The following is a 21,568-nucleotide window of genomic DNA, read 5'->3' as shown; positions in this document are numbered from 1 at the left end:
GAGCACCACCTCGTCCGGTTCGCCGGTGAGCCGGACCGCGCTCCGTCGCGCGGGCGACAGCGCGCGTCCGGGGCGGCGGAGAGGCGCGACCTCAGTAGCCGACGCGGGCGTTGACGCGGCGCGGGTAGTACCGCTCGTCGCCGTTCCGCTCGTAGTCGGGCTTGCGCGGGGTGTCGCTCGTGGGACGGTCCCCGGGGACGGTGACGCGCTGGCCGCGGCGGTATTCCTGGTAGTCGTTGATGGCGACGTGCTGGGTGGCCCGGTTGTCCCAGAGCGCCACGGTGTGCGCGTCCCAGCGATGCCGGCAGGTGAAGCGCGGCTGCTCGGAGTGCTCGAACAGGTGCTGGAGCACGGCGTCGCTCTCCTGCCGCGTCAGCTGTGGGATGTGCGAGGTCCACATCCGGGTGACGTAGAGCGACCGGCGCCCGGTCACCGGGTGGACCCGCACGACCGGGTGCTCGGCGGACATCTCGACGACCGGCGGTATCTTCAGCACGTGGACCGCGGTGAGGCCGTCGAGCATCTCCTTGAACGTCGCGGACAGTGTTTCGTACGCGAGGTACTGGTTGCTCCACATGGTGTCACCGCCCGAGGGCGGGCAGGTGACCAGGTGCAGGATCGAGGCGATGGGCGGATTGGGGCTGAAGCTGACGTCGATGTGCCACTCGTCGGCCTTCCCACCCTTGTCGGACTCGATAAGAGTGATCTCGGGGTGTTCCTCCAGCTTGGGCAGGAACGGGTGGACCTCGACGTCGCCGAAGCGCCGGCCGAGCGCCACATGCGCCTTCGGGGTCAGGCTCGCCTGGCCCGGGAAGAACAGCACGAGGTGTTCGAGCATCAGCTCGTGGATCCGGTCGAACTGCGCGTCCGTGACCGTGTTCAGATCGATTCCGCGTACCTCGGCGCCGAGGGCGCCGGAGACGAGGCGGATGTCGAACTCGTCGCCGGATGCGGAAGCGGGGGCCGGAGCAGCGGCGCTGGTGGGCTGCGGGGATGCGGACTGCGGCACAGCGGTATCTCCTTCATGAGTACGGGAGTCGGGGTACGAGCGGGCGGTGGCGACGCGGTGGCTGCCGTCGGGGCCGATCCGGTGGGCCACCCGCCACAGCCTTCCGGCCCGAGCCGGCGCAACTCGTCGGACTCGGTCCGGAGATACCGGCGCATCCGCGTTCGGCAGGCAGGGCACCGCGGGTGGCCGTGCGGAGACCTGAGGAGAACAGCGGGTCGATGAAGCCGACAGGGTCGCCGACCCGGGGCTCTCCGTGCGGCCGCCGCTCGCCCGTCGTGCGCCGGACCGGTCCGCGCCACCAGCGGGCAGTCCTCGATCAGCGAGTCGAGTGCGGTGCCCCGGCACGGTCACCTCGCACCCGGTCCACGCGTTCCCCGCACACCTCGGCGCCGACACCGGGCAGAGCGTCCCCCGGCGGAACCGGGGCGAACGCACCCGCAATCGACGGCATGTGTCATGGGAGCCCGACCTTCCGCGCGGAGGGAACCTGACCGGCGTCAGGGGCCGGAGCGAGGCCGACCGTACGGCCGTTGCGAGGGATGCTCCCGAACCGCGGTGGCCGGGGAGATCGGTGTGAGCCGCCGTTACGTCACGACGGCTCTGCCGGCGGCGTGAAAACCGCGTACGAGCGCACCGACCGTGACGTCCTCCGGCGCCGCCTCCTGAGGGTCGTGCGCGAGCGACCGGTGCCGGCTGTCCCCGTCCACGGCACGGCCCACGTCCGACGAGGCGGCAGCCCTGCTGCGGCACGCCGCCGCGTGGTGAGCGGAAGGGCCACCGTACGGCCGTAACTGTGGTGATCGTGGATGCCTCCCCACGGCGGCGACGGCAGGTTGGGACGGTATCCGCCACCTGCCCGTTCTCCTTTGAGGAATACCGTTATGCGTGTTCGACACCCGGTCCTGAACGAATGTCGCCCCGAACCGTTCGAGCCCGCCGGCGACGGTGGCGAACCGGTGCTGAGCGACGTTCTCCGAGCGGTCGGGGGGCGACGATGACGGCAGCACCGCGTCGGTACAGTTCGCCGCAGCAGGACAGCGCCCGCTGGGACGACTTTCCGCTGCGTGAAGGCGACATCGTCATCAGCAGCCCGGCGAAGTCGGGCACGACGTGGGTGCAGATGATATGCGCGTTGCTCGTCTTCCAGACGCCTGAACTCCCGAAGCCGCTGTCGGCCCTGTCACCGTGGCTGGACCAGCTGTTCACACCGCGGGAGAAGATGTACGCACAACTCGCCGAGCAGGAACACCGCCGCTTCCTCAAGACGCACGTTCCGCTCGACGGTCTGCCGCTCGATCCGCGCGTCAGCTACATCGTGGTCGCCCGGCACCCTCTCGACCGGGCACTGTCCATGTACCGCCAGGCCGCCAACATCCGCGCCGAGTGGCTGCACGCCTTCCGGAGCGACCAGGACACACCGGCTGCCGACCAGCCCTCGCCCACGCTTCCGCCGGTGCGCGAGTATCTGCTGAACTGGTGTGAGCCCGGTTCGTCCGACGGCTGGGAGCAGGACGTGGCCTCGGCCGAGTTGCATCATCCTTTCGACGCCTGGAAACGGCGGGCGGAGCCGAACATCCAGCTCGTGCACTACGACGACCTGTGCACCGACCTCGGGGGTCACATGGCGGCGCTGGCCGAGTGGCTGGGCATCACGGTGGACGAGGCGCTCTGGCCGGAGCTGGTGAAGGCCGCGACGTTCGACGCGATGAAGGCCAACGCGCAGTGGCTTGCGCCGGACACGGAAGTCCTCACGGACCCGGTGGACTTCTTCCACGGAGGACGCTCGGGCGCCGGCCGCGAAGTACTGACCGAGGCCGACCTCGACGCGTACCGGAAACGGGTCAGCACCCTTGCTCCGCAGCCGTTCCTGGAGTGGCTGCACCGCGACTCACCCGCCGACGGCGGCGGAGCGGGCGCCCTCGGCTGAGCTGAGGCGGCTCCGCACCGACGGGGCCCGACACCGCCATGGACCGTGAACCCGGCGATGCCGGCCACCCGCCAGCCCGTCACCTGTGACAACAACCCCGCGAAGCGGTACCCGCCAGGGCCCTGACGCCCTGGCCCGGACAGCAACGGACCCGGCCCGGACAGGCCGAAACGTACGGTGGGCCGTGCATGTCGTACGGGCAAGTGCCTACGGAGCGGCAGCCGCTCGGGCCCGCCTCGACGAGCCGAAGGGAGCAGCCCCGCCATGGAGTCACCCGCTGCGTCCAAGAGCCAATGGTTCCGCAGATTCCACCCGCGCCCGGATGCCGAGGCCGCCCTGGTGTGCCTGCCGTACGCCGGAGGGTCCGCGAGCGCCTACTTCTCCCTGTCGGAGCTCCTGGCCGAGGAGGTCGACGTCCTCTCCACGCAGTACCCGGGGCGCCAGAACCGGTTCCACGAACCGTGTCTGGAATCCGTGCGGGACCTCGCCCGCGGCGCCTTCGAGGTCCTGGATCCGCTGATCGCGGGACGCCCCTTCGCACTTCTCGGGCACAGCATGGGCGCCGCCGTCGGCTTCGAACTGGCCCGACTCCTCGAACGCGAGGGTCCCGCCGCGCCTCTCGCCCTGTTCGCCTCCGGCCGTCGCGCCCCGTCGATCGGCGGCGACCGCGGCGTACGCTTCCTCGACGACGAGGGCATCGTCGCCGAACTACGGAGCCTGGAGGGCACCGACGGCCGCATTCTCGACGAGCCCGAACTGCTGCGGCTCCTCCTGCCGTCGGTGCGGGCCGACTACATCGCCTCGGAGACGTACGACGCCGGACCCGGCGCAATCGTGGGGTGCGACGTCGTCGCGCTCGCCGGGGACCGGGACGCCCATGTCGGGGTCGACGAGGTGGCCGAATGGCGTGACCACACCACAGGCACCTTCGGCCTGAAGGTCTTCCCCGGCGGCCACTTCTTCCTCACCGACCACGAACCGGAGATCGCCTCGCTGGTCACCGACACCCTGCGGGCCGCCACCCGACCCGGACACCCCATCCGTTGACACCGGCGCGGCGCTCTCTGCGGTCCGAGGAGTACCGGACCCACCTGAGCCCGAAGAACTTGATCGAGGTGATGGACGGCTGAGCAGGGCCTGTCCGGATCCCGTGAACCAGTCGTCCAGATGAGTAGGCGGTCCCCACGTGCGCTTGAACAGTTTTGACGAGTGGTCGACCCTGCGCGAGGTCGTCGTCGGATCCGCGGAGAACTATGTCTCGCACGAGCGGGAACTCTCCTTCGACCTCTTCTTCCACGACAACCTCGCCCAGGACAACCCCACCCGGTCCGAGTGGTACTACCCCCGGCTGACGGCGCGGCGCGAGGGATCCGGCCGGCGGCGGCTGCCCGTGGCCCGGCAGTACGTCGACGAGCTGAACGAGGACCTGGAGGGCCTGGCCGACACCCTGCGCACCCTGGGCGTCACCGTCCACCGGCCCCTTCCGCTCCCCCCGGACACCGTCGAGGTCACCACCCCGGCCTGGTCCGCCTCCGTCGTACCCCCGCTCAACATCCGTGACAACACGCTCATCCTCGGCGACGAGATCATCGAGACACCCCCGATGATCCGCTCGCGGTACTTCGAGACCCAGTTCCTCAAACCGCTCTTCCAGGAGTACTTCCGCCGCGGCGCCCGCTGGACCACCATGCCGCGCCCCATGATGACCGACACGTCCTTCGACCTGTCGTACGTGCGCACCGCGACCGCAGGCGGACCGACGGAACCCGTCGGGGAGCCGCGGCCCTCGCCCTGGGACGTGGGCGTGGAGATGATGTTCGACGCGGCCCAGTGCCTCCGGCTCGGCCGGGACATCGTCGTCAACGTCGCCACCGAGAACCACGGGCTCGCGGTCACCTGGCTGGAGCGCCACCTCGAAGGCCGATTCCGTATCCACCGGGTGCACCGGCTGAGCGACAGCCACATCGACAGCATGGTGCTGGCCCTGCGCCCCGGTCTGCTGCTGGTCCGCTCCGAGGCGGTCGCGGACGCGCTGCCGCCCGCGCTGCGCCGCTGGGACCGGATCGTCGCGCCCACGCCGCGGCAGAACAGCTTTCCGCGGTACGACGACGACGCGCTCATCCTGACCAGCCCCTTCATCGACCTCAACGTGCTGTCCGTCGCCCCGGACACCGTCCTGGTCAATGAGGCCAGCCCCGAACTGGTCCGGGCCCTGGAGGCGGCGAAGCTCACCGTGGTCCCCGTACGCCACCGGCACCGGCGCCTCTTCGGGGGCGGATTCCACTGCTTCACCCTTGACACCGTCCGTGACGGCGGCCCCGAGGAGTACCTCGCATGACCCCGACGGCGGACCGCCGGATCGACCGCCGTGAGGTCAGCCGGCGGTGCGCGTCGACTCGTCCAAGGTGCTCAGCGCCACCGTCATCGGCAGCGTCGAATGCGGCGCCGGCGAGTCGAACTCGTACGAGTGGTGGCCCCCGCCCACCGGCCGGCGGGTCAGGAACGCCAGCAGGTCACGGGTGGCCGGCCGGTCCGGATCGGCCGCGTGCAGCGTCGAGACGCTGTGCTTGAGTTCGTGGTCGACGATCAGACACGTGTCGAGGAAGTCGCGGTGCTGGGCGCGAGCACGCACCAGATCCGGGTCGGTCTCGTGCCAGCGGACGCCGTTGACCTCGTCCATCTCGTGCAGGAACGTGACCGCGCTGTCCTCGGTCATGTTGGTGCTGCCCAGATACGTGGTCATGGTGTGGTCGACGCCGTCGCTGTGCACACCCTCCAGCGCCGGTTCGCCGATCAGGTCACGGGTCGTGGTGGTACGCACGTTCAGCAGTGTGCACACCCAGCGGTCACTGTCGTAGTCCAGCTTCGGGCGGTGCTCGACCGCCATCCCGTCGAACACCATGTACTTGAAGACGAACAGCGCCTGGAGCGCCGTGTTCAGCTGCAGGTCGTCGCGGATCTCGTCGAAGACCCGGACCTGCCCGGCGTCGTGCCGCACGAAGTCGTCCTCCGTGGACAGCATGAACGGCTGGAACTCCAGCCGCCGCACTTCCATGGCGCCGGGGTCGAAGCCGAACCGCCCGGTGCGGGTCTTACGGAACGGGAGCGTCGGATCGCTCTCCAGGGCGTCGCTGACGGTGACGAGCCGGTCGAGGTCCTCGTCCGTGGCGCCCAGCGCCTGCACGATGCGGACCATCCGCTCGCCGGGTACGAAGGCGAGACGGTCACGGACATAGGACGAACGTATCTCTGCGATCTCGGAAGTCAGACTGTCCATCGGCATTCCCGATTTTCCTCCAGGATAGGTGCGGTACGAGCCGCGGGAATTAGCGTCAGGTCTACCACCGGCCAACCCGGAAAGGCAATGCCGTTCGGAAGACGGTGCGCCGCAATGCGGCGGAAGCCGCCTGGTCGACGTCGTAACGGCGGCGTTCACGGATGCCTTCCGCGCCCGCGCGGGGAACCATGGGGGAACCCCGTGGAATGCTTCCACGGGAATAATGCTGCCGCAGAATCCGGAATGTAATTCTGGAGGTCCGCGGAGCAGGTCTCGATTACGTTCTTCCGCTTTCTTTCCAGGGTCAAGGGAGTCGCACTCATGAGGGCAGCGGGCGGCCAGGAAACGGCGCTTGCCGTCGTCGGTGTCTCATGTCGCTTTCCCGGGGCGGAGAACCCGGACGGGCTGTGGCGGCTGCTGGCCGCCGGCGGGAGCAGCGTCGGCGAGGTGCCGCCCGGCCGCTGGACGGACCCCGCCGCCGGGCAGACGCCCCGCTGGGGTGCCTTCCTGGACAACGTCGAGGAGTTCGACGCCGCGTTCTTCGGGATCTCGCCGCGTGAGGCGCCGTTCGTCGACCCCCAGCAGAGGCTCGTCCTGGAACTCGGCTGGGAGGCACTGGAGGACGCCCGGATCGTGCCGGAGCAGGTGCGCGGGAGCCGGCTCGGCACGTTCGTCGGCGTCACCGGGGACGACTACGCGCATCTGCTCTTCCCGCACGTCCAGGCGCTCGCCACGCAGCACGCGCTGCCCGGCGTGCAGCGCGGTGTCATCGCCAACCGCCTGGCCGCCTTCCTCGGCGCCCGAGGTCCGAGCATGACGGTCGACTCAGCCCAGTCCTCCTCCCTCGTGGCCCTGCATCTGGCGGGCGAGAGCCTGCGCACGGGAGAGTCCGACACCGCGCTCGTCTGCGGCGTCAACCTTCATCTGCTGCCCCAGAGCGTGCTGCTCGCCGCTCGTCTGGGCGCCCTGTCTCCGCGAGGCCGCTGCTTCACGTTCGACGAGCGCGCCGACGGCTACGTACCGGGCGAGGGCGGCGGCGCCGTCGTCCTGAAACGTCTCGGCTCCGCGGTCGCCGACGGCGACCGCGTCCTGTGCCTGGTCCGCGGCAGCGCCACCAACAACGACCCGGCCGGTGCGACCTTCACCACGCCGACCGCCGCCGCCCAGTCCGACGTCCTCACCCGCGCGTACCGGAGCGCCGGAATCTCCCCCGACGCCGTGGACTATGTCGAACTGCACGGCACCGGCACCCCCACCGGGGACCCCGTCGAGGCCGCCGCGCTCGGCGAGGCGATCGGCCGCCACCGCCGCGCCGACCGTCCCCTCGCCGTAGGCTCCGTCAAGACCAACATCGGTCACCTCGGTGGTGCCGCCGGCATCGCGGGCCTCATCAAGACCGTCCTCGCGCTCAAGCACCGCAGGCTGCCCGCCAGTCTCCACTTCGAGAACCCCAACCCCCGTATCCCGCTGGCAGAACTGAACCTCCGCGTCCAGCGGCGGCTCGGTCCGTGGCCCGGCGACCCGGCGCCCGGCCGCGAACTCGTCGCCGGTGTCAGCTCCTTCGGCATGGGCGGCACCAACTGCCATGTGGTGCTGAGCGACTGGCATCCGCGGTCGCCTGCGCCGGTCGCCGCACCGGCGGCCCTTCCCGCGGTGCCGTGGCTGCTGTCCGGACGCGGCGAGGCCGCCCTGCGCGACGCCGCGTCCCGCCTCGCGAGCGGTGACGCGGTCCACGGCACGGAAAGCTCGGTGGCGGACATCGCGTGGTCCCTCGCGTCGTCACGGAGCGCCTTCGAACGGCGTGCGGCGATCGTGGCGCCGTCGCACCAGGACCTGCTGGCCGGGGTGCGCGGACTCGCCGACGGGACGGCGGCGCCCGGCGTCCTGCTCTCCGGCGAGGCGACGCCGGGCGACGTGGGGGTGGTGTTCTCCGGGCAGGGCCCGGAGCGCGGCGGCATGGGTACGGGCCTGTCCGCCTTCCCGGTGTTCGCCGAGGCGCTGGCGGAGGTGTGCGGCGCGTTCGACGAGGTGGCCGCGGAGGTCGCCGACGCGGTGGGGCTGTCGGCGGAGTCGCGTGAGCGGTTCGCGGTGGAGCGCGGGGCGTTCGGCGCGGGTCTGCGGCGGGTGATGGCGGAGGGGGCCGATGGCCCGGGATCCGTCGCTGACGGATCCGTCGCCGAGGGATCCGGACCGGGCGGTGCCGGCTGGGCCCAGCCGGGGTTGTTCGCGTTCGGTGTGGCCGCGTGGCGTCTGGTGACGTCGTGGGGTGTCGAGCCGTCGATGGTGGCCGGACACTCGGCGGGGGAGCTGGTGGCCGCGCATGTGGCGGGCGTGTGGTCGTTGCGGGACGCCGCGCGAGTGGTGCTGGCGCGCGGCTGGCTGATGGAGGCCGCGCCGGCCGGTGGGGCGATACCGGCGGCGTTCCACCAGGTGCTGTCCTCGGTCGAGTTCGGCGTGCAGCGGCTGAAGGTGGCGTCGAACGTGACGGGAGCACCGGCGGAACCGGGGCTCTTGCAGGACCCCGCGTACTGGATGCGGCAGACCGGGGAGACGGTCCGGTCCACCGAGAGCGTCGCCGCGATGCGGGACCACGGCGTGTCGGCATTCCTGGAGATCGGCCCGAAGGCCGTGCTCACACCTCTGGTCGAGGAGTCGGTACACGCCTCGGGCGCGGACGCGACGGGACTTCCCACCGCCGTGGCGCTGATCCGTGAGGGGGAGGACGAACGGCATGCCCCGGTCAGGGCGCTGGCGCAGCTGTGGGTGGCGGGCGCGGACGTGGACTGGGCGCCCCTGCTGGGCGGCGCCCGATGCGTCGATCTTCCCACCTACCCGTTCCAGCGTCGGCGGTTCTGGCTGGACGGCCTGCCGTCACCGACCACCGCCGAGGCCACCGCCGAGCCTGTCGTGACGGGCGCGGGGCCCGCCGTGACGGGCGCCGCGCCCCCCGACACCGCTGCCGTCCCGGCCGGAGAGCCCGCGGACGGTGGCGCCGAGCTCACCGCCCGACTGGCCGCGCTCACCGGGCCGAAGCGTGGAGCCGCGCTGCGCGAGCTGGTGTGTGAGCAGGCCCGCGTCGTCATGAAGGACACCGGCCCGGTCAACCCGGCACTGACCTTCAAGGACCTCGGTTTCGATTCGGTCATGACCGAGGAGCTCGCCGGGGGGCTTGCGGCGCGTACGGGAGTGCCGCTGAGGGCGAGTGCGGTGTTCGACCACCCGACGCCCACGGCGCTCGCCACTCACCTCGGCGACCGTCTGACCGGCACCGGCACCGGCACCGGCACCGGCACCGGCACCGGCACCGGCACCGGCCGGGACATCGGCCGGGACATCGGTTCCCGGCATGGCGTGGACGAGCCCGAGGGCCTCGGTGCCGATTCGGTCATGACCGAGGAGCTCGCCGGGGGGCTTGCGGCGCGCACGGGAGTGCCGCCGACGGCGGGTGCGGTGTTCGACCACCTGACGCCCACTGCGCCCACGGCGCTCGCCACTCACCTCGGCGACGAACCGGCCGGCACCGACACGGGCCGGCAGGTCAGTTCGGGGCGTGACGCGGACGAGCCCCTGGCCGTCGTCGGCATGGCCTGCCGCTACCCCGGCGGCGTCGCCTCGGCGGACGACCTGTGGCGCATGGTCGACGAAGGCGCGCACGCCGCCGCCACCTGGCCCGAGGACCGCGGCTGGGCCCCGACGGAGCGGTACGGTGCGGGCTCCGGCGATCCCGCTCCCGGCGGTGGATTCCTCGACGGGGCCGCGGACTTCGACGCGGACTTCTTCGGCATATCGCCGCGTGAGGCGCTGGCGATGGACCCGCAGCAGCGGCTGCTGCTGGAGACCTCCTGGGAGGCGCTGGAGCAGGCCGGGATGGATCCGGCCGGTCTGCGGAGCTCGGCCACCGGTGTCTACGTCGGCGCCACCACGCACGACTACGGCCCCCGTGCGCACCAAGCCCCTGACCACCTCTCCGGACACCTCCTCACGGGCAGTACCCCGAGCGTGATCTCCGGTCGTGTGGCGTACACGTTCGGTTTCGAGGGTCCGGCGATGACGGTGGACACGGCGTGTTCGTCGTCGCTGGTGGCGGTGCACCTGGCCGGTCGGGCGCTGCGGTCGGGGGAGTGCGACCTGGCGCTGGCCGGCGGTGTCACCGTCATGGCGACACCCGGGATGTTCCGCGAGTTCGACCGGCAGGGAGGGCTGGCGGCGGACGGCCGCTGCAAGGCGTTCTCGGCGGACGCGGACGGAACGGCGTGGTCCGAGGGTGTGGGGGTGCTGGTGTTGGAGCGGTTGTCGGACGCGCGGCGTGAGGGTCATCGGGTGCTTGCGGTGGTGCGGGGGAGTGCGGTCAATCAGGACGGTGCTTCCAACGGTCTGTCCGCGCCGAGCGGTGTGGCGCAGCAGCGGGTGATCCGGGCCGCGTTGGCGGACGCGGGGCTCGGGGCGTCGGATGTGGACGTGGTGGAGGCGCACGGTACGGGGACGCGGTTGGGCGATCCGATCGAGGCGGGGGCGTTGCTGGCGACGTACGGTCAGGGGCGGGATCCGGAGCGGCCGTTGTGGTTGGGTTCGGTGAAGTCGAACATCGGCCACACCCAGGCGGCCGCCGGGGTCGGCGGTCTGATCAAGATGGTCGAGGCGCTGCGCCACGGGGTGCTGCCCGCCTCGCTGTACGCCGAGGAGCCGTCGTCCGGTGTCGACTGGTCCTCCGGAGCGGTGCGGCTTCTGGCGGAGGCACGCCACTGGCCGGAGACCGGACGGGCACGGCGCGCGGGGGTGTCGTCGTTCGGGATCAGCGGCACCAACGCGCACGTGATCGTCGAGGAGGCCCCGGCCGCGGCCGAACCGGCCGGCGCGCGTCATGTTCCGTCGGTGGTGCCGTGGGTGCTGTCCGGGCGGAGTGGCGGGGCGCTTCGGGGACAGGCGGAGCGGCTGGCAGCCTTCGTGGAGTCACGGCCGGAGGCGTCCGCGCTGGATGTGGGTGTCTCACTGGCGACCGGTCGTGCGGTGCACGGGCATCGTGCGGTGGTCGCGGGCGCCACCCGGCAGGAACTCCTGGACGCGGTGAGGGCGTTGGCGCGCGGCGCCGGGGACGCCGGTGTGGTGCCCGGCGAGGACGTCGTGCCGCGGACGGTGTTCGTGTTTCCGGGGCAGGGGTCGCAGTGGGTGGGGATGGCGGTGGAGTTGCTGGCGGAGGTGCCGGTGTTCGCCGAGCGGATGGGGGAGTGTGCGGTCGTTCTGGAGCCCTACCTTGATGTTTCTCTGCTGGAGGTTCTGGGGGATGGGGCGGCGTTGGGTCGGGTGGATGTGGTGCAGCCGGTGTTGTGGGCGGTGATGGTGTCTTTGGCGGCGGTGTGGGAGTCGTTCGGGGTGCGTCCGGCTGCGGTGGTGGGGCATTCGCAGGGTGAGATCGCTGCCGCGGTGGTGGCGGGTGCTCTTTCGTTGGAGGACGGGGCGCGGGTGGTGGCTCTGCGGAGCCGGGCCATCGCCGCTGAGTTGGCCGGCCACGGTGGGATGGTCGCGGTGCAGCGGTCGGTGGCGGAGGTGGAGGGGCTTCTCGCCGTGTACGGGGGGCGGGTGACGGTGGCGGCGGTGAACGGCCCTGCCGCGACGGTCGTTTCCGGGGATGTCGGGGCGTTGGAGGCTCTGCTGGCGGTGTGCGGGACGGATGGTGTACGGGCACGTCGTATCCCTGTTGATTACGCGTCGCATTCGGCGCAGGTGGATGCTCTGGCCGGGCGGATTCTGGCTGATCTCGGGCCGGTGCGTGCGGGTCGTGGAGGGGTTCCGTTCTTCTCGACGGTCACCGGTGGCTGGCTGGGGGACGAGGTGCCGGACGCCGCCTACTGGGTGCGCAACCTCCGCCGGCCCGTCCGTTTCGAGGAAGCCGTACGCGAGCTGACCGCCGACGGCTTCGGCGCGTTCGTCGAGTGCAGTGCCCATCCGGTGCTGGCCGGGAACGTGCGGGAAACGCTGGAGGCGGCCGGTCGTGAGGCGGTCGTGGTCGGATCGCTGCACCGTGGCGACGGCGGTCTGCGGCGCCTGCTGACCTCGCTGGGCGCGGCGTTCACACACGGCGTCCCGGTGGACTGGACGCAGACCTACGCCGGTACCGGAGCCCGCCGCGTCGACCTGCCCGCCTACGCCTTCCAGCGCGACCGCTACTGGCTCGACAGCGGCACCGGCACCCTCGACGTGGCCGCCGCCGGACTCATCCCCACCCGTCACCCGTTGCTGGGCGCGGCCGTCCGCACCGCCACCGGCGAAACCCTCGTCCTGACCGGACGGCTCACCTTCCACACCCACCGCTGGCTCTACGACCACGCCGTCGGCGCGCTCCCGCTGCTGCCCGGAACGGCCCTGCTCGAACTGACCGCACAGGCGGGCGAGCGGTACGGCACCCCGTACGTCGACGAACTCACTCTGCACGCCCCGGTGCCGCTGCCCGCGCCGGGCGACGCCACGGACGTCCAGGTCACCGTCACCCCCGCGGCCGACATGCCAGGTCGCGCCACCGTCACCATCCACACCCGGCCCGGTGCCCACGGCCGTCCGGGCACCGGCGACGCCGAAACGCCCTGGACGCACCACGCCACGGCGACCGTCGGCGCGCCTCCCGCCGCACCCCTCGCCGCACCCGACTGGGCCGCCGTCTGGCCGCCCACGGACACCCCCGAGACCGACCTCACCGGCACCTACGCCGAACTGGCCGACGCCGGGTACGTCTACGGGCCTGCCTTCCAGGGCCTCACCCGGCTCTGGAAAACCGCCGACGGAACCGTCTACGCCGAGGCGCGATCGCCCGAGCGGGACGGCGCCGACCCCGCGGACGAACCAGGATTCGCCCTCCACCCGGCACTCCTCGACGCCGTTCTGCACGCCGTGATCACCACCGGCCCGCCAGGAGGGGGACTGCGGCTGCCGTACGCCTTCAACGAGGTCGCGGTGCACACCGCCGGTGCCCGCTCGCTGCGCGCCCGGATCGCCCGCACCGGCGACAACGACGTCTCCCTTGACCTCGCCGACGCGTCCGGGCACCGGGTGGCGAGCATCGGATCGCTCGCGCTGCGGCCGGCCGACACCGCGCGCCTCACCGCCTCCTCGGGCGCGGCGGCCCGCTCGTTGTTCACCGTGACATGGGAACCGCTGACGCTGCCCGGCGATACGCGGTCCAGCGGCCACTGGGCCCTGCTGACGGACGGTGATCGAGGCCGCCCGGCCCTGGCCGTGCTCCGGGACCGCGGCGCCGCCCCGGACACCTACCGGAACCTCGACGACCTGCGTACCGCCCTGGACGCCGGTGCCACCGCGCCCGACGTCCTCGTGTGGCTCGTACCGCAGCCGGACGGCGACACGGTGACCACCGCCCACGGGCATGTGGCGGCGGTCCTGGAGGCCGCCCGCGCCCTGCTCCTCGACGACCGGCTGGCCACCACCCGCCTCCTCGCCGTCACCGAGAGCGCTGTCGGACCGGACCCGGTGACCGATGTCGCCGCGGCCACCGTCTGGGGCTTCCTGCGCACCGCGCAGACCGAAACCCCCGGACGATTCCTCCTGGCCGACACGGACCGGAACCCGGAATCGCTGCGGCTCCTGCCCGCTGTCGTCGCCGGCACCGAACCCCAGATCGCGCTGCGCGCGGGCCGGGCCCACGCCCCTCGGCTCGCCCGCGTCACGGGCCCGGCCGACACCGCCACACCCTTCGGCCCGGGCGGCACGGTCCTGCTCACAGGCGCCTCCGGGCATGTCGGTCGGCTGCTCGCCCGGCGCCTGGTACAGGAACACGGCGTACGCGGCCTCGTCCTCGTCAGCCGACGCGGGCCCGACGCGACCCGGGACCTCACCGCCGAACTCACCGAGGCGGGCTGCGCGGTGACGACACTCGCGTGCGACCTGGCGGACCACGAGGCCCTCGCCGCCACACTCGCGAGCATCCGCACCGACCACACCCTCACCGCGGTGGTGCACGCCGCGGGCGTCCTCGACGACGGTGTCGTCACCTCCCTGACGCCCGACCAACTCGCCGCCGTGCTGCGCCCCAAGGTGGACGCCGCCTGGAACCTGCACGAACTCACCCGCGGGGACCCGCTGACCGCGTTCGTCCTCCTGTCCTCGGTCTCCGGCGTGCTCGGCGGCGGAGGGCAGGCCAACTACGCCGCCGCCAACACCTTCCTCGACGCGCTGGCCGCGCACCGTGCCCACCTCGGCCTGCCGGGACAGTCCCACGCCTGGGGCCTGTGGGATCAGGACGACCGCAGCGGCGGTCTGGCCTCGGGCCTCGACACCGCCGACCGGACGCGGCTGGCGCGGCTCGGGGTGAGGCCGATGCCCGAGGGCGAGGCCCTCGCCCTGTTCGATCGCGCGGTCGCCGACCGGAGGCCGCTGGTGGTTCCCGCGAAGCTGGACACGCGGCCGGTCCGTGAGCAGGCCGCGCGGGACGGGATCCCCGCGCTGCTCCGCGGCATCGTCCACCCGCCTCGACCGGTGGGCGGCCCTCGACCGGTGGACGGCGACGGAACGTTCGCCGACCGCCTGACGGCCCTGGCACCGGACGAGCGGGCCGAGATGGTCCTCGGCCTCATCCGGGACCTGGCCTCCTCCGTCCTGGGCCACGCGTCGGCCGAGCGTGTCCCCGTCGCACGGCCCTTCCAGGACATCGGCTTCGACTCGCTCAGTTCACTCGAACTGCGCAACCGGCTGAAGGTCGAGACCGGCCTGCGCCTGCCCGTCGGACTGCTGTTCGACCATCCCACCCCCACCGTGCTGGCCGCGTTCCTGGTGGACGAACTGGTCGGCCGCGCACTCGAAGAGGAGAGCTCCGCCACCGAAGAGGAAAGCGCCGCGTCCGAAGAGGAAAGCCCGGTGCTCACCGCTGCCGCCGACGAGCCTCTCGCGATCGTCGGGATGGCCTGCCGCTACCCCGGCGGTGTGACCAGTCCGGAGGACCTGTGGGAGCTGGTGTCCACCGGCACCGACGGCATCGGAGGTTTTCCGGCCGACCGCGGCTGGGATCACGACGCGCTCTATCACCCCGACCCCGACCACCCGGGCACGTCGTACACCCGCGAAGGCGGCTTCCTGTACGACGCCGCACTCTTCGACGCGGGCTTCTTCGGCATATCGCCGCGTGAGGCGCTGGCGATGGACCCGCAGCAGCGGCTGATGCTGGAGGCGTCCTGGGAGGCGCTGGAGCAGGCGGGGCTCGACGCGAGCGGCCTCCACGGCAGCCGCACCGGGGTCTTCGCGGGCCAGATCTACCACGACTACGCCCCGCCTCTGGACCGGATCCCCGAGCACGTCGAGGGCCTCGTGCTGGCCGGCAACACCGGCAGTGTCCTGTCCGGTCGTGTGGCGTACACGTTCGGTTTCGAGGGTCCGGCGATGACGGTGGACACGGCGTGTTCGTCGTCGCTGGTGGCGCTGCATCTGGCCGGTCGGGCGCTGCGGTCGGGGGAGTGCGACCTGGCGCTGGCCGGCGGCGTGACCGTCATGTCCACCCCGAGCACCTTCATCCAGTTCGCTCGGCAGCGGGGGTTGGCGGCGGACGGCCGCAGCAAGCCGTTCGGCGTGGGCGCGGACGGTGCGGGCTTCTCCGAGGGTGTGGGCGTGCTGGTGCTGGAGCGGTTGTCGGACGCGCGGCGCGAGGGGCACCGGGTGCTGGCCGTGGTCCGTGGCTCGGCCGTCAACCAGGACGGGGCCAGCAATGGTCTGACAGCGCCCAACGGGCCGTCGCAGCAACGGGTGATCCAGGAGGCTCTGGCGGACGCGGGGCTCGGGGCGTCGGATGTGGACGCGGTGGAGGCGCACGGTACGGGGACGACCCTCGGTGACCCGATCGAGGCGGGGGCGTTGCTGGCGACGTACGGTCAGGGGCGTGACCCGGAGCGGCCGTTGTGGTTGGGTTCGGTGAAGTCGAACATCGGCCACACCCAGGCCGCGGCCGGCGTGGCCGGCGTCATCAAGATGGTGCAGGCGCTGCGCCACGGGGTGCTGCCCGCCTCGCTGTACGCCGAGGAGCCGTCGCCGCATATCGACTGGTCCTCTGGTGGCGTGCGGCTTCTGGCGGAGGCACGCGACTGGCCGGAGTCCGGTCGGGTGCGGCGTGCGGGGGTGTCGTCGTTCGGGATCAGCGGCACGAACGCGCACGTGATCGTGGAAGAGGCGCCGCCGGTTCCCGCCGAGTCCGGCACTGAACACGGTGACCTCACGGTCGTGCCATGGGTGCTGTCCGGGCGTGGCCGTGCAGCGCTCCGGGACCAGGCGGAGCAGCTGGCCTCGTTCGTCGAGGCGCGGCCCGAGGTGTCCGCCACCGCCGTCGGAGCTGCGCTCGTCACCGGTCGTGCGGTGCACGGGCATCGCGCGGTGGTCGCGGGCGCCACCCGGCAGGAACTCCTGGACGCGGTGGAGGCGTTGGCGCGCGGCGCCGGGGACGCCGGCGTGGTGCCCGGCGAGGACGTCGTGCCGCGGACGGTGTTCGTGTTTCCGGGGCAGGGGTCGCAGTGGGTGGGGATGGCGGTGGAGTTGCTGGCGGAGGTGCCGGTGTTCGCCGAGCGGATGGGGGAGTGTGCGGTCGCCTTGGAGCCGTATCTCGATGTTTCTCTGCTGGAGGTTCTGGGGGATGGGGCGGCGTTGGGTCGGGTGGATGTGGTGCAGCCGGTGCTGTGGGCGGTGATGGTGTCTTTGGCGGCGGTGTGGGAGTCGTTCGGGGTGCGTCCGGCTGCGGTGGTGGGGCATTCGCAGGGTGAGATCGCCGCCGCGGTGGTCGCGGGTGCTCTCTCGTTGGAGGACGGGGCGCGGGTGGTGGCTCTGCGGAGCCGGGCCATCGCCGCCGAACTCGCCGGCCACGGCGGCATGGCGGCCGTGGCGGCATCCGAGGACGAGGTCCGTCGCCTCATGGCGGACCTCACGGACTCCGTGGCCGTCGCCGCGGTCAACGGGCCGACCGCCACCGTTGTCTCGGGCACCCCTGAAGGGCTCGACGCGCTTCGGGCCCGGTGCGAACGGAACGCGGTGCGATACCGGCCCGTCGCCGTCGACTACGCCTCACATTCGGCACAGGTGGACGCCCTGACCGAGCGGATCCTGACCGACCTCGGGCCGGTGCGTGCGGGGCGTGCCGAGGTTCCGTTCTTCTCGACGGTCACCGGCGGTTGGCTCCGGGACGAGGTGCCGGACGCCGGCTACTGGGTGCGCAACCTCCGCCGCCCCGTCCGTTTCGAAGAGGCCGTACGTGCCCTCGCCGTCGCGGGCTTCGGGGCGTTCGTCGAGTGCAGCGCCCATCCGGTGCTGACCGCCGCGGTGCAGGAGACCCTGGAATCGGCCGACCACGAGGCGGTGGTGGCCGGGACACTGCGCCGTGAGGACGGTGGGAGCCGGCGCCTGTTCACCTCGTTCGGCGAGGTCTTCGCGCACGGCGTCCCGGTGGACTGGGCCCGGGTGTTCGCCGGTACCGGGGCCGGCCGCGTCGACCTGCCCGCCTACCCCTTCCAGCGCGAACGCTACTGGTGGGACCCCGCCACCCTGCGGAAGGCAGCCGTTCCCGAGGACACCACCGGCCACGCCGACGACACCGGCTTCTGGGAGGCTGTGGAGAGCGGCGACGCCGACATCCTGGCGGACGTCCTCGATGTCGACGGCACATCCCTCGCCCGAGTTCTGCCCGCCATGCGTACCTGGCGTCGGCACCGTCTCGCGACGGCCACCGTCGACTCATGGCTCTATCGCACCCACTGGGCTCCCGCGCCCCTGCCGGACACCCCCGCCCTGACCGGCACATGGCTGGTGGCCGTCCCCGCCGCCCGCACCGACTCCGCCGCCCCCACCGACTCCGCCGTCGTGACCGAGTACGCGGTCGTGGCCGAGTACGCCGAAGTGGTCACCGCCGCCGTACGCGACCACGGCGGTGACGTCACCACGCTCGTCCTGCCCGACACCGCCACCCGGGAGGACATCGCCCGCCTGCTGCCCGAGGGGCCGTTCACGGGCGTACTGTCCCTGCTGTCCGTCGCAGACGGCCCGGCCTCCGAGGACGGGGTCTCCCGGACCGGCCTCACCACGACCACCGCCCTGCTCCAGGCCCTCGGCGACACCGGAACCGGCGCTCCCCTGTGGTGCCTGACCCACGACACGGTCACCGCCACCGGCCAGGACGTCCGGACCGACCGGGGCAACGCGGCGGCGCAGCACATGGTGTGGGGCCTGGGCAGGATCGCCGCCCTGGAACACCCCGAGCGGTTCGGCGGCCTCGTCGACCTGCCCGCCCGGCCCGACACCCGCACGGGCCGCCTCCTCGCGGCGGTCCTCACCGGCACCACCGGCGAGGACCAGGTCGCCCTGCGCCCTTCCGGCGCCTTCGTCCGCCGTCTCGTCCGTGCCGCCGCCGGATCGCGTCCGCAGTGGCGTCCGCGCGGCACCGTCCTGGTGACCGGTGGCACCGGAGGACTCGGCGCCCGGGTGGCCCGCCACCTGGCCAGCTCCGGCGCAGAACACCTCCTGCTGGCCAGCCGCCGGGGCTCCGGCGCGCCCGGCGCGGCCGAGCTGCGCGCCGAGCTGGAGGCCGCCGGCGTACGCGTCACCGTGGCCGCCTGCGACGTCGGCGACCGCGCGGAGCTCGCCCGGCTGCTCGCCGCCGTGCCCCACGACTGCCCGCTGACGGCCGTCGTGCACACCGCCGCCGTCCTCGACGACGCCGTCATCGAACGCCTCACCCCGGATCAGATCGACCGGGTCCTGCGGGTCAAGGCCGACGGCGCCTGGCACCTGCACGAACTGACCCGGGACGCCGACCTGGACGCCTTCGTGCTGTTCTCCTCCCTGGCCGGCACCCTGGGAGCCTCCGGACAGGGAAACTACGCCCCCGGCAACGCCTACCTGGACGCCCTCGCCGAACAGCGGCACGCCCTCGGACTGCCCGCCACCTCCGTCGCCTGGAGCATCTGGGACGAGCGGGGCATGGCGACCGAGGGCGACATCGAGGCGACGGCCGGCCGCCACGGCCTGCCCGTCATGGCACCCGACCTCGCGGCCGCCGCCCTGATCATGACGGCCGGCGACCGCGAGCCGGCCGTCATGGTCGCGGACGTGGAGTGGGACAGGTTCCATGTCGCCTACACCGCCACCCGGCCCAGCCCGTTTCTCGCGGACCTGCCCGACGTGCAACGGCTCGCCGCGACCGCACCGGCGGACGAGTCCGTACCGGGCACCGCCACGGGACCGGGGGACCTCGCGGCCCGGCTCGCCGGTCCGGGCGGCCGCGCCGAGCAGCAGGCCGTCCTCCTCAACCTCGTCCGCGAGCAGATCGCTGTGGTCCTCGGCCACCGGGGACCTGACGCGGTCGACCCCACCGTGGCCTACCGGGATCTCGGCTTCGACTCCGTCACCGCCGTCGAACTGCGCAACCGGCTCAACGGCGTGACCGGCCTGCGACTGGCGCCCACCATCGTCTTCGACCATCCCAACGCCCGCGCGCTCGCCGCCCACCTGCGGAAGGAGATCCTCGGTGACACTCCGGGCACGGAGCCCGCACCCGCACCCGCACCCGTCACGGTCGCGGTCGCGGGAGACGTGGAGGACCGGATAGCCATTGTCGGCATGAGCTGCCGCTTCCCCGGCGACGTCCGCTCGCCCGAGGACCTGTGGCGCCTGCTCCAGGAGGGAGGCGACGCCATCACCCCGTTCCCCGACGACCGCGGCTGGGACCTCGATGCCCTCGACGCCCCCGGATCCGACCGCGTCGGTACCTCGCGCACCCGTGAGGGCGGCTTCCTTTACGACGCGGGCGACTTCGACGCCGAGTTCTTCGGCATATCGCCGCGTGAGGCGCTGGCGATGGACCCGCAGCAACGGCTGATGCTGGAGACCTCCTGGGAGGCGCTGGAGCGGGCGGGCATCGATCCGACGACTCTGCACGGCACTCGTGCGGCAGTCTTCACCGGCACCAACGGCGGGGACTACCTCGCCATAAGCCCCGACGTCCCCGAGGAGACCGCCGGATACGTCGCCACCGGCAACATCGGCAGCGTGCTGTCCGGCCGCGTCGCCTACACGCTCGGTACGGAGGGACCGGCCATCACCGTCGACACGGCCTGCTCCGCCTCCCTCGTCGCTCTGCACCTCGCCGCCCGTTCACTCCGTCAGGGCGAGTGCGACCTCGCCCTCACCGGCGGTGTCACCGTCATGTCGACCCCGGGGGTGTTCACCGAGTTCACCCGACAGGGCGGCCTGGCCCCCGACGGCCGCAGCAAGCCGTTCGGCGTGGGCGCGGACGGTGCGGGCTTCTCCGAGGGTGTGGGGGTGCTGGTGTTGGAGCGGTTGTCGGACGCGCGGCGTGAGGGTCATCGGGTGCTTGCGGTGGTGCGGGGGAGTGCGGTCAATCAGGACGGTGCTTCCAACGGTCTGTCCGCGCCGAGCGGTGTGGCGCAGCAGCGGGTGATCCGGGCCGCGTTGGCGGACGCGGGGCTCGGGGTGTCGGATGTGGACGCGGTGGAGGCGCACGGTACGGGGACGACCCTCGGTGACCCGATCGAGGCGGGGGCGTTGTTGGCGACGTACGGTCAGGGGCGTGACCCGGAGCGGCCGTTGTGGTTGGGTTCGGTGAAGTCGAACATCGGCCACACCCAGGCCGCGGCAGGCGTCGCGGGCGTCATCAAGACCGTGCTCGCCCTGGGCCACGGCGCGCTGCCCCGGACCCTGCACGCCGAGGAGCCGTCGCCGCATGTCGACTGGTCCCCCGGCACCGTGAAGCTCCTGGCGGAGCCGCGCGACTGGCCGGACACCGGCCGCCCGCGGCGCGCCGGGGTCTCGTCGTTCGGCATCAGCGGTACGAACGCCCACGTCATCCTGGAGCAGGGCCCGGACGCCGCAGCCCAGGAGAGCGGTGCGGCCCCCGACGGTACGGTCGTGCCCTGGACGCTGTCGGCCAAGTCCGAAGCGGCGCTGAGGGAACAGGCCAGGCGACTGCTGCCGCTGACCGTGGACGCGGCCTCGGCCACCGACATCGGCCACGCCCTGGCCACCACCCGGACCGCGTTCGGCCACCGGGCGGTGGTTCTCGGCGCGAGCGGCGCCGAGCTGGCGAACGGACTGACGGACCTGGCGGAGGGGCGCCGGACGCCGGATGTCGTACACGGCACCGGCACCACCTCCGACGACCGCGTCGTCTTCGTGTTTCCGGGGCAGGGGTCGCAGTGGGTGGGGATGGCGGTGGAGTTGCTGGCGGAGGTGCCGGTGTTCGCCGAGCGGATGGGGGAGTGTGCGGTTGTTCTGGAGCCCTACCTTGATGTTTCTCTGCTGGAGGTTCTGGGGGATGGGGCGGCGTTGGGTCGGGTGGATGTGGTGCAGCCGGTGTTGTGGGCGG

6 protein-coding genes are annotated in these 21,568 nt (G+C 72.4%); 4 read left to right on the top strand and 2 right to left on the bottom strand.

Going from position 1 to position 21,568, the window contains the following annotated elements; all coding sequences use genetic code 11:
* Nucleotides 1-91: 91 nt before the first annotated feature.
* Entirely contained in the window at nucleotides 92-1,009 is a 918-nt protein-coding gene (locus ACFXPL_RS21590) for a TauD/TfdA dioxygenase family protein (protein WP_384921800.1), read from the bottom strand.
* Nucleotides 1,010-2,003: 994 nt separating this feature from the next.
* On the opposite strand from ACFXPL_RS21590, the gene ACFXPL_RS21585 reads away from it, so the two are divergent.
* The 3 genes from ACFXPL_RS21585 to ACFXPL_RS21575 all read left to right on the top strand — a co-directional run bounded on the left by ACFXPL_RS21585 (nucleotide 2,004) and on the right by ACFXPL_RS21575 (nucleotide 5,274).
* Nucleotides 2,004-2,936, top strand: a complete 933-nt coding sequence (locus ACFXPL_RS21585) for a sulfotransferase domain-containing protein (RefSeq protein ID WP_384921798.1) — start codon at nucleotides 2,004-2,006, stop codon at nucleotides 2,934-2,936.
* A gap of 264 nt (nucleotides 2,937-3,200) precedes the next feature.
* Complete coding sequence (locus ACFXPL_RS21580; protein WP_384921795.1) at nucleotides 3,201-3,983, top strand: thioesterase II family protein; 783 nt, start codon at nucleotides 3,201-3,203, stop codon at nucleotides 3,981-3,983.
* A gap of 139 nt (nucleotides 3,984-4,122) precedes the next feature.
* Nucleotides 4,123-5,274, top strand: coding sequence for a glycine amidinotransferase (locus ACFXPL_RS21575; RefSeq protein ID WP_384921792.1), 1,152 nt, complete (start codon nucleotides 4,123-4,125; stop codon nucleotides 5,272-5,274).
* A gap of 36 nt (nucleotides 5,275-5,310) precedes the next feature.
* On the opposite strand, the gene ACFXPL_RS21570 is transcribed toward ACFXPL_RS21575, so the two are convergent.
* Nucleotides 5,311-6,213, bottom strand: coding sequence for a 2OG-Fe dioxygenase family protein (locus ACFXPL_RS21570; protein WP_384921790.1), 903 nt, complete (start codon nucleotides 6,211-6,213; stop codon nucleotides 5,311-5,313).
* Between the two features lie 321 nt (nucleotides 6,214-6,534).
* Here ACFXPL_RS21570 and ACFXPL_RS21565 point away from each other — a divergent pair.
* On the top strand, nucleotides 6,535-21,568 hold a 15,034-nt coding region (locus tag ACFXPL_RS21565), incomplete at its 3' end, for a type I polyketide synthase (RefSeq protein WP_384921787.1).

Origin of the sequence: Streptomyces sp. NPDC059092 (assembly GCF_042756365.1) — a bacterium.
Taxonomy (GTDB): domain Bacteria; phylum Actinomycetota; class Actinomycetes; order Streptomycetales; family Streptomycetaceae; genus Streptomyces.
This window is presented reverse-complemented; position numbering and strand designations above follow the sequence as displayed.

Bases quoted from the DNA above. Each gene is read 5' to 3' on its own strand.
- ACFXPL_RS21585 (WP_384921798.1), top strand. From the start codon at position 2,004: ATGACGGCAGCACCGCGTCGGTACAGTTCGCCGCAGCAGGACAGCGCC.
- ACFXPL_RS21580 (WP_384921795.1), top strand. From the start codon at position 3,201: ATGGAGTCACCCGCTGCGTCCAAGAGCCAATGGTTCCGCAGATTCCAC.
- ACFXPL_RS21570 (WP_384921790.1), bottom strand. From the start codon at position 6,213: ATGGACAGTCTGACTTCCGAGATCGCAGAGATACGTTCGTCCTATGTC.